This is a genomic window from Propionibacterium acidifaciens DSM 21887, from assembly GCF_000426605.1.
Taxonomy (GTDB): domain Bacteria; phylum Actinomycetota; class Actinomycetes; order Propionibacteriales; family Propionibacteriaceae; genus Propionibacterium; species Propionibacterium acidifaciens.
This window is the reverse complement of the sequence record NZ_AUFR01000052.1, coordinates 1-10,772: the sequence shown is the minus strand read 5'-3', so window position 1 is coordinate 10,772 and position 10,772 is coordinate 1. Positions and strand designations below refer to the sequence as shown.

The window sequence follows — 10,772 nt, the reverse complement described above, 5'->3', positions numbered from 1 at the left end:
AGATCCCGAACAGTTCAGCGAGGAGCTCCTGTTCAAGATTGTGACGCAGACTGGCCAGAACGAGCCGGACGCTCTGGTGGGGGCCGAGCCGCCGTGAACCGGCCGACGGCAGATCACCGCCGGTTGCCGCGTGGATTCTCCGGCACAGGTCGTGCATCTGGGTTCGGGTCAGTCGTGTGATAGCATGGGGCCCGCGGCCTGTTCCTTGATAGTTTCTTGTCACGCATTAATTATCTCGGGGCAGGCCGCCCTTCGTCTTCTGCGACACGCCTCCACGAAACCATCGACAACAGCTTAGATCATCCCTATGAATAAGCTTCTTTGTAGTGAAACTAACGTCACTTCTGTCGTGAACGCACGATATAAGAGTGCAACGATTGAAGACTTGTTAAACTGGAAGATATTCAATCCTTTGATCGAAGAGAAATTTGACGTTTCTCTCTCGATGCCAGACCATGATTTCGGTGAGCGTTGCGATGCTTTTGCTGTCCGCATAAAAAGAGATTTCATGAACTCTGGAAAGGTGTACAACGCTTCCCTGTCGTCGTCAGTGAAGAAATATATATCTGAAGAATGTAACAATCTGAGGAATTATGATGACATGTTGAATCCCGAGTTCGCGCCCATGCTGAGCGGGCTGGCCAAGGCGCTTGCGCGCAAGCTCGGTGTAACGCTCGAAGAAAACAAGTGATCCTATGACCGAACTCTGCCCGCCACTGGTCGCAGGCCACCTGCGCGACGCGCTCACCGACTTTCTCGTCACCACCTTCGCGCTGTCCGACGACGACGCCCAGGCCGGCCTGAGCGCCTTCCTCACCGACCCCGCCGACGGCATCTTCAAGGGCCCCTACCTGCGCACGAGCATGCCCTTCGCTCCGGCGCCCGCGCGCGCCGAGCACGCGCTGGCCTGGATGCCCGCCGGCTTCCAGCCCTACACCCACCAGGCCGCCGCCTTCGAGCGGCTCGACTCGTCGCGCCCCGGCGGCCCGCAGCCCACCCTCGTCGTCACCGGCACCGGCTCGGGCAAGACCGAGGCCTTCCTCATCCCCGTCCTCGACCACGTGATCCGCGCCAACGCCGCCGGCGTCACCGGCATGAAGGCCCTCATCCTCTACCCGATGAACGCCCTCGCCGACGACCAGGCCGGCCGGCTCGCCCGCCTCATCACCGCCGAACCCGCCCTGGGCGGGGTCAGGGCCGGCCTCTACACCGGCGACGACGCCACGGGCTCGGGCACGCGGGTCACCGACAGCGGGCTCATCGGCGACCGGCGGATCATCCGCGACGACCCGCCCGACATCCTGCTCACCAACTACAAGATGCTCGACCAGCTGCTGCTGCGCGGCGGCGACCAGCGCCTCTGGGAGGCCTCGGCCGACTCGCTCCAGTACCTCGTGCTCGACGAGTTCCACACCTACGACGGCGCCCAGGGCACCGACGTGGCGATGCTGCTGCGCCGCCTGGCCTGGGCCCTCGACGCCCGGCGCACCCGGCCCGCCGGCGACGGCCCCCACCCGCTGCGGCCCGTCGTCCCCATCGGCACCTCGGCCACCCTCGGCGCCGACGACGGCGCCGACTCCGACCGGGCCATGCGCGACTTCGCCCGGCAGGTCTTCGGCGAGGACTTCGACGAGGACTCGGTCGTGCGCGAGAGGCGCCTCGACCACGAGGAGTGGGCCGAGGGCGCCGCCGCCGGGCTCGACCGCATGCGCGTGCGGCCCGTCACCGTCAACTCCGTCACGGCCGCCCGGCTCGCCGACGAGGTGCGCGACCTGCCCCTCGCCGACCGCTGCCGCCGGCTCCTCGCGGGCATGTACGAGTACACCGACCCGAACGTGCAGGACCGGCGCTACCGGTACACCGGCGAGCAGCAGCTCCTGCTCGCCGAGGCCCACCCCTTCGTCCGCGCCTACCTGAAGGCCACGGCCCGGGCCACCGCCGTGCGCGACCTCGCCGAGACCCTGCTGCCCGGCGCCCCGGACTCCCTCGCGGACCGCAGCGAGTTCATCCTCGACCTGCACGCCGCCCTCGCCCACCTGCGCACCGCCCTCGGCCGCGTCGCCCCGAGCACCGAGACCCACCTGTGGATCCGCGAGCTCACCCGCATCGACCGCGAGGCCGCCGACGTGCCGCGCTTCCGCTGGGCCGACGACGGCGCGCCCGAGCAGGCCGCCCCCGCATTCCCCGCCGTCTACTGCCGCCGCTGCGGGCGCAGCGGCTGGGGCGTGCTGCTGGCCACCACCGGCACCGCCCTCGCAGCCCCCGACAAGGACAAGACCATCCGCGGCAGCCACGCCCGCCGCGAAGGACGCTTCCGCGCCCTCATCAGCGCGCCCCGCGAGGGCGCCCTCGACGCCGACGAGGACGGCCGGCCCCCCGGCCTGGCCTGGTTCGACCCGGGCAACCGCGCCTTCACGGCCGCCCCCGGCGCCGACGACGCCGCCGACCCCGACTCGCGGCCGCTGCCCGTGCTCGCCCTGACCGGCCCCGACGCCGACGCCCGCTCCGCCAAGGACCAGTGCCCCAGCTGCGGCGCCGACGACGCCATCAGATTCCAGGGCTCGGCCATCGCCACCCTGCTGTCGGTGAGCCTGTCCACCCTGTTCGGCGAGCGGGACCTCGACCAGGCCGAGAAGAAGGCCCTCGTCTTCACCGACTCGGTGCAGGACGCCGCCCACCGCGCCGGCTTCGTCACCGCCCGCTCCCGCGCCCTGGCCCTGCGCACCATGCTGCGCTCGGGCCTGAGCGAGCAGCCGTGCGGCCTCGACCGGCTCGTCGACGCCGTCATCGCCGCCGCCGGCGACGACCCGGGCGCCCGCCACCGGCTGCTGCCGCCGTCCATGGCCGACAACGAGAAGTTCCGGCCCTACTGGGCCGGGGCGCCCTCGGCCGTGCCGCCGGGGCTCGCCGACACGGTGCGCAAGCGGCTGCTGCTCGACGCCTCCCTCGAGTTCGGCCTCGTCTCGCGCTACGGCCGCACCCTCGAGCAGACCGGCACGGCCTGGGCGCAGGTGGACGCCGGCCCGGCCGCCTCGATCGCCGCCCTCGCCCGCCGGGTGCTGACCGGCTCGTCCCAGCAGCAGCTCAACGGCGCCCTCGTCGGCCTCGACGAGGCCACCTGCGTGCGCTGGGTGCGCGGCGTGCTCGAACGCATGCGCATGCAGGGCGCCATCGACCACGAGTGGTTCGGCCGCTTCATGGAGCGCGACGGCGCCCCCTACGAGATCTGGGGCGGGCGCCGCCCCAAGGACGCCATGCCCGCCTTCACCCCGTGGCGCTCCACGCCCGCCTTCCCGCGCCTGGGCAGGCCCGGGCCCAGGAGCCTGCTCGACCCCGTCACCGTCCCCCAGTCCTGGTACGCCCGCTGGACCGCCCGGGTGCTCGGCGTCGACGCCGGCCACGCGGGCGCGCTCATGCGGGCCCTGTTCGGCGCCCTCGAGGAGGAGGGCGTCGTCGTCGGCCGCGCCATCGCCGGCGGGGGAGCGGGCGACCGGGCCCTCGCCGTCCCCGCCCGCCGCATCGCCGTGGCCGCCGCGCCCGACGACCGGGGCGACCGGGTGATGATGCTGCGCTGCGACGTCTGCCGCACCCGCCACAGCGCTGGCCCCGACAGCGTGCGCGAGCTCGCCGGCGGGCCCTGCCTCGTCGGCCGCTGCCCGGGCCGCCTGTCGGCCGAGCCCGCCGGCCCCGGCAACTTCTACCGCCGCATGTACACGGGCGGCCGGATGGAGCGGGTCGTCGCCAAGGAGCACACCTCCCTGGTCGAGGCCTCCCTGCGCAGGCAGTACGAGAGCGGGTTCAAGAACGGCTCCGCCGACCCGGGCGCCCCGAACGTGCTCGTCGCCACGCCCACCCTCGAGATGGGCATCGACATCGGCGACCTGTCGGCCGTGTTCCTGGCCTCGCTGCCGCGCAGCGTCGCCAGCTACGTGCAGCGCGTCGGCCGCGCCGGCCGCGCCAACGGCAACGCCCTCGACGTGGCGCTCGTCACCGGCCGCGGCGAGCACCTGCCCCGCCTCAACGACCCAGCCTCGCTCATCAACGGCGCGGTGCGCCCGCCCGCCACCTATCTCAACGCCGTCGAGATCGTGCGCCGCCAGTTCATCGCCGCCCTCGCCGACGCCCGCGCCCGCGAGACGGGGACGAGCCCGAGCCGGGCCGACGAGACGATGACCCTCGCCCCGGGCGGCCTGCTCGCCGACATCGTCGAGCGCGCCGAGGCCGACCCCGACCGGCTCGTCGACCGCTTCGCGGCGGGTTTCGACGGAATCCTCGACGACGGCCTCGTCGACGAGCTCCGCGCCTGGGCCCGGCCGGATGGCGGCCCGGCGACGAGCGGCCTCGCCCGGTACGTCGAGCGGGCCGTCGACCGGTGGGACGCCGAGCTCGACGACCTCGACCGCCGGCGCGCCGACATCGACGAGGCCCTGCCGCACCTGCACGCCCTCGCCGCCGGGGCGAGCGAGGGCGGCGACGAGCAGAGCGCCGTCCGCGAGGCCGAGGCCGCCCGCCGCTATCTGGGCAGGCAGCTCGCCGAACGCCGCCAGGCCTACTGGATCCAGCCGCTGGAGCTGCACGGGCTGCTGCCCAACTACACGCTCATCGACGACCAGGTCGAACTCGACGTGCAGATCAGCTGGTTCGACGAGGACGCGCACGAGGTCAGGAACGAGCCGTACACCTACACCCGCGGCTCCGCCCGCGCCCTGCGCGAGTTCGCGCCCGGCGCCACCTTCTACGTCGACGGCCGCCGCATCCAGGTGGACAGCGTCGACCTGGGCAACCAGGGCCAGCACCTGCGCACCTGGGCGCTGTGCCCCGAGTGCGGCTACCGCGAGGACGTCACCGGCGGCCGCGCCCAGCCGGCCAGGTGCCCCCGCTGCGCCGGCACCGGCATCGCCGACATCGGCCAGCAGTACCAGGTGGTGGAGCTGTCCCGGGCCTCAGCGCAGGTGAGCCGCGACGGCTCGCGCATCGACGACACCGACGAGGAGCGAGCCAGGGCGGGCTTCACCGTCGTGCCGATGGCCGACATCGACCCCCGGCACGTCACCGAGCGCTGGTACGCCCAGGACGTCGGCCTCGGCGTCGCCTACGCCCAGCGGCTCGACCTGGCCTGGCTCAACCTGGGCCCGCGCAGGCCCGGCCCCACCCGCCGGATCGGCGGGCACCGGGTCGAGGCGCCGCTGTTCCGAGTCTGCGAGAGCTGCGGGCACCTCGACCAGGACCCCAACTCGAACTCCGCCCGGGAGCACCACCCCTGGTGCCGGCACCGCAACGACCTCGACGAGCACGCCCGCCAGATCGTCCTCAGCCGCTCGCTGACCACCCAGGGCCTCCTCATGACCCTGCCCTGGCAGACCGCCGCAGGCGACCTCTACGCCATCCCGAGCCTGCGCGCCGCCCTGCGGCTCGGCATGCAGAGGGCCTTCGGCGGCTCGCCCGACCACCTCGGCGTGGCGAGCGTCAACGCGTCGGCCGGGCCGGGCCGGCCGGTCGCCGACGGCCTGCTCATCCACGACCTCGTGCCCGGCGGCACCGGCTACCTGGCCGACGTGGCGCGCCCCGACAAGCTCTGGCAGATCCTCACGCAGGCCTACCTCGCCGTCCGCGACTGCCCCTGCCGCGACGAGGGCCGCCTGGCCTGCCACCGCTGCCTGCTGCCCTTCGCCGACTTCCAGGACCTCGACCTGGTGTCGCGCACCAGCGCCGAACGCAGCCTGCGCGAACTGCTCGGCGGCGAGGCCGAGACCGGCTCACAGCCCGGCTGGCGGATCACCGACCAGCCCCCGCACATCGACCGGGACGACGAGTCCTTCCTCGAGAAGCGCTTCCGCCGGGCCTTCACCCGGATGGTCGAGGCCGCCGGCGGCGTCTGCCACGAACAGGTGACCGGCAGGGGCAACATCATCACCGCCGGCTTCGGCCCGCTGACCTGGCGGCTCGAACCGCAGGTCAACGTGCTCGACAGCCGCCCCGACTTCGTGCTCCGCGGCGGCGGCGGGCCCGACCTGGCGATCTTCACCGACGGCTTCGCCTTCCACGCCACCGCGGACGCCAACCGGCTCGCCGACGACGCGGCGAAACGGCAGGGCCTGCGCGAGGCCGGCACCCCGGTGCTCGCCGTCACCATGGACGACATCAACGCCTTCGAACAGCCCCCGGACGAGCGGGCCACGGCCGAGGGACCCTTCTGGTTCGACGAGCGGGTCATGGACGGCGCGAAGAACCTGCCCCCGTTCACCTTCGGCCAGGGCACCCAGCAGGCCGTGCTCGACGGGCCCTTCGGCATCCTGCGCCACTGGATGACCGCGCCGGGCGAGGCCCAGAACGACCTCGAGGCCTTCGGCTCGGCGGCGCCCATGTGCCTGTTCACCAGGGGCGAGCCGTGCGCCGTCGGCGACGATGCGGCCATGCCCCGGGTCGCCCGCGAGCTGCTCGTCGGTGCGCAGTCGCAGGGCTCCTTCCGCTGGGCCGACCCGGACGCCGCGCGCCCGCCGCGGGATCCTGATGGCGTGCGGTCGCAGGGCCCCAATGGTGCGCGGCCGCCGGGCCCGGTCGGCGGCGCGGAAACACGGCGTCCGGCTGGTGAGGCGGCGCATGGTTCGGCCGGTGGCGCGGAGGCGCAGGGCAGGGCCCCCGACGCCTGGTGGTGGCGCGACGGCCCGCTCGGCGTGCTCGTGCGCGCCGTCGAGGAGTCGCAGGTGCGCATCGGCGCCGTGCTCGTCCTCGACGACGGTCCCGAGGCCCTCGAACAGCCGGAGTTCAAGGACGCCTGGCAGCGTTGGCTCGGCTTCTCGAACGCGCTGGCGCTGCGCGGTCCCACGCATCCGACGTGGATCGCCACGGCCGGCAGCCTGGCGGCGACGGGCGCCGGAGCCGTCCCCGCCCAAGCCGTGGCCGCGCAGGGCGCGGCGGATGCGGCGCTGGCTCCCGAGTGGCTCGACATCCAGCAGGAGCTGGGCGCCGAGGCCGGCTTCTCGCCCGAGTTCTTCGGCAGGCTCGCCGGCGCCGGGCTGCCGCTGCCCGAGGTGGGCGAGGAGCTCGGCCCGGGCATCCCCGTCGACCTGTCGTGGCCGAAGCAGCGCGTGGCCGTCATGGTCGAGCCCGGCGAGCAGGACGTCGGCGATCTCGCGACCGAGGGCTGGCGGCTGCTGCCCGCCGACGCCGCACAGATCCTGAAGGCGATGGGGGAACATCATGGTTGAATCCTTTATCATTATGAGCAAGCAGGCCACCAGGCTTGACAACTCGCTCAAGCAGAAGGCCTACACCTTCCTCGAGAAGCTCGGGAAGGACGACTCGACCTCGGGCCTCCACATCGAACCCATCGAGAGGGCCGCCGACCCGCGGGTGCGCACCGGGCGGGTCGACCGGAAGTACCGGGCGGTGCTCTTCCAGCTCGACGCCGACGGGAAGCGCTACTACGTGCTGCACGGCATCTACAACCACGACGACGCGATCGACATCGCCCTGCGGACCAGGCTGAGCCTCAACCCGGTCAACGGCATGCCCGACTTCGACACGGCGGAGCGGACGGACCCGGCCGGCGCGGGCGAGGGGCCTCGGGAGCGGTCCGCGGCGGTTCGTTCGGGGGAGTGCTCTTCAGCGGGCTCGTCCTCTGCTGTCCGGTCTGCGGGGGGCTCACTCGCGGCGGGTTCATTCTCTGCGAGCTCGTCCCCGAAGGACCCGTCTTCTGCGGGCGAGGGGCCGGGGGGCGCGTTCCCGGAGGGCCTGTCCTCTGCGGGCACGGGGCTGGGGGAGCGGTTCCCGGCTGGCCCGTCCTCGGCTGTCCCGTCTTCGGAGGACCCGTCCTCTGGGGACACGGGGCCCCGGGAGCGGCCCGCCGCGGCCCGGGCGGAGGAGCGTTCTCCGGCGATCATCGCCACCGTCGACGAGCTCGTGAACGGGCTCGGCTTCAGTCCCGAGCTCGCTGCCCGGGCCGTCGCCCTGCCCGACGAGGACGCCCTCATGACCCTGGCAGTGGAATTGGAGGGCTGGCGCGCCTACGCGCTCATCGACCTGAGCGCCGGGATGTCGATCGACGACGTCCGCGAGGACCTCGGGCTCGACACCGGCGGCGCCGTCGAGGACACCGACGAGGCGATCGTCGACAGCCTGTGGGCCCCGGCCGCCCGGATGGAGTTCGCCGTCATCGAGGGGGTCGACGAGCTGCGCGCCGTCATCGACGGCGGCGACTTCGGCGCCTGGCGCGTCTTCCTGCACCCCACCCAGCGCCGCTACGCGGAGGGCCGCTGGAACGGGCCGTTCCGGCTGACCGGCGGCGCCGGCACCGGCAAGACCGTCGTCGTGCTGCACCGGGCCGACTCGCTGCTGCGGCAGAACCCGGATGCCCGCGTCATCGCCACCACCTTCACCCGCAACCTCGCCGACGAACTCGGCCGCGGCCTGCGCGTGCTCAACCCCGGGCTGACCCCCGCCAGGGGTCTCGGCCGTCCCGGCGCCTACGTGTCGGGCATCGACGCGCTCGCCACCGCCGTGCTCAGGAGCGCGGGGGAGAGTCTGGACGAGGCGACGGCAGCGGTGCTCGGCGCCGGCCGCACGGACCTGTCCGGGCGCACCAACGAGCAGAATGCCTGGCGCGAGGCGCTGGACGTCGCCGGTGAGGCGCTCGCCCCGCGGCTGCGCAACACGGCGTTCCTGAGCAGCGAGTACGAGCAGGTCGTCCTGCCGAATCTCATCACCGACGAGGCCGGATACCTCAGGGCGCGGCGCGCCGGCCGCGGGGTGCGGCTCAACCGCGCCGCCCGCAAGGCGGTGTGGGCCGTCGTGGAGCGCTACCGCGCCGACACCCGCCTCGCCGGGACGATCAGCCACGCCGAGGCCGCGGCCATCGCCGCCGCCTATCTGGAGCGGACCGGCCCGCTCGCCGACCACGTGCTCGTCGACGAGGGGCAGGACCTCTCGGCGAACCACTGGCGCCTCGTGCGTGCCCTCGTGGCCGACGGGGCCGACGACATCTTCATCGCCGAGGACTCCCACCAGCGCATCTACGGCGCCCGCCTCGTGCTGTCGCGCTACGGCATCGGCACCCGCGGCCGGTCGCGCCGACTCACGCTCAACTACCGCACGACCGCCCAGATCCTCGGCTGGGCCACGAACGTGCTCGAGGGCGGCCGCTACCTCGACCTCGACGAGGCCGAGGACAGCGTCGAGGGCTACCGCTCGGCCCGCAGCGGGCCCCGGGTGCGGCTCATCAGGGCCGACACGCTGACCGACGAGCTCGACAGGGCCGCCGAGACGATGCGGGCCTGGCGGGACGCCGGGGACACCGCCCCCGAGACCCTGGCCGTGCTCGTCCGCGCCCGGAGGACCCGTGACCTCGTGGTCACCGGGCTGGCCGAGCGCGGCGTCCCGGTGACGCCGGTCGACCAGGGCGGGGTCAGGCCCGGCCGTCCGGTCGTCATGACGATGCACCGGGCCAAGGGCACCGAGTTCGCCAAGGTGCTGCTCTTCGACGTCTCCCGGGGCTCGATCCCCGCCGCTCTGCGCGTCTACGACTACGACGAGGCCGAGCACGACGACGCCATGCTGCGCGAGCGCTCCCTGCTCTACGTCGCCGCCTCCCGCGCCCGTGACGAGCTGGTCGTCGTCTGGAGCGGCGAGGCCAGCGAGCTGCTGGGGCGGTAGCCGGGCCCGGCGCTTCACTGAGGCTTGTTCACAGGAGTCGCTCGCAGGAGCGTTCCCCCTTGTCAGATCTTTGTCCTGTCGTGCTGTGAATGAGCCTCACTGTGCGGTGATCGCTCGTCAATTCGCAATCTCCGCACAGTCAGCGCCACCCCGGGAATCTCCCGGCGGACTCCGGGAAGCTTATTCAAGGCTCTTGGCGAATCCGACTCTGGCTGGGTGTTTCCCTTGATGGCGCGCTTGTTTTGGACAATCCTTGAGGTTTATTCGCGGCGTCGACAGAGACGATCGTGACAAGGAGTGGCACTTCTGTCGAGGGGCCCTGTGAATAAGCTTCCTCCTGTCATCGGTCTGGTTCGGTGAGGACGGAGACGAGTTCGATGACGGTGATGGCACGAGTGCCGGCGGGTCGGGTGACGGTGTCGGTCCCGGATCGGCCGGCGGCGGTCCATGAGACGTTCCATGTACGGGTCGCTGTGACCGTGTACTCGCCGGTGTGTTCCCAGGTGTGTCCGCAGTACGGGGATGGGGCGTTGACTCCGTCCGGGTTGCGGTACGGAACTGTATGGTGGCAGGTCTGCCGGCGGCCGTCGCCGGTGTCCACGGTGAGGGTGCCGGGTGTGGCGGTGATGTCGATGGTCAGGCCGTCGGCTGTGACGCTGGTGTGGAGGACGCCGGGGTCGGGGGCGTGGAACCAGGTGTGGAATCCCACTGCGGTGGCGCCCCATTCGTTGGCGGCGGGGTCCGGGTCGAGGAGAAGGCCCGGTTCGGTCAGGGTGAGTGAGGCGATCGCCCGGCGGGCGGCCTCGGCGGGGTCCACGGCCGGGCCGGCGGCCGGGGCGCTACTTGCTGGGGTGTCCGGGCCGGTGGTGCGGGAGACCGGGTAGAGGCAGCTGGTCGTGACGGCCGGGTCGGGATCGGCCACGAGCCGGCGGCACTCCTCGACACGAGCATCCCCACCGCCCCCGCCACCGGAGCCGGCGGGGGCCCAGTCCCCGGCCGCCGCCGGGGCCCACTGCCGGCCCGGCCCCTCGGAGACCGCTGGAACGAATCCGCCACCAGCGCCGGCGGCATCACCGGCAGACCGATAAGCATCCGACGCCGACACCGAATAATCAGAACCA

At 72.6% G+C, this 10,772-nt stretch carries 4 protein-coding genes; 3 read left to right on the top strand and 1 reads right to left on the bottom strand.

From position 1 onward, the window contains the following. Positions 1-307: 307 nt before the first annotated feature. The 3 genes from K336_RS18745 to K336_RS0111920 are packed head-to-tail and all read left to right on the top strand — an operon-like array spanning position 308 to position 9,651. Positions 308-691: a hypothetical protein gene (locus K336_RS18745; RefSeq protein WP_155945102.1), complete on the top strand. Its 384-nt coding sequence runs from the start codon at positions 308-310 to the stop codon at positions 689-691. Positions 692-695: 4 nt separating this feature from the next. Then, positions 696-7,208 carry a DEAD/DEAH box helicase gene (locus K336_RS0111925; RefSeq protein ID WP_028707157.1) on the top strand — a complete coding sequence of 2,171 codons (6,513 nt, stop codon included), beginning with the start codon at positions 696-698 and terminating at the stop codon, positions 7,206-7,208. Then, positions 7,201-9,651 (top strand): 3'-5' exonuclease, encoded by a 2,451-nt coding sequence (locus K336_RS0111920; RefSeq protein WP_043151034.1) that lies wholly within the window; start codon positions 7,201-7,203, stop codon positions 9,649-9,651. The genes K336_RS0111925 and K336_RS0111920 overlap by 8 nt, the downstream gene beginning before the upstream one ends. Before the next feature lie 340 nt (positions 9,652-9,991). Here the strand turns inward: K336_RS0111920 and K336_RS17225 are convergent, their stop codons facing one another. Then, positions 9,992-10,573, bottom strand: coding sequence for a hypothetical protein (locus K336_RS17225; protein ID WP_028707155.1), 582 nt, complete (start codon positions 10,571-10,573; stop codon positions 9,992-9,994). Positions 10,574-10,772 lie beyond the last annotated feature (199 nt).

Coding starts and splice junctions, on each gene's coding strand:
- K336_RS18745 (WP_155945102.1), top strand. CDS start 308: ATGAATAAGCTTCTTTGTAGTGAAACTAACGTCACTTCTGTCGTGAAC.
- K336_RS0111925 (WP_028707157.1), top strand. CDS start 696: ATGACCGAACTCTGCCCGCCACTGGTCGCAGGCCACCTGCGCGACGCG.
- K336_RS0111920 (WP_043151034.1), top strand. CDS start 7,201: ATGGTTGAATCCTTTATCATTATGAGCAAGCAGGCCACCAGGCTTGAC.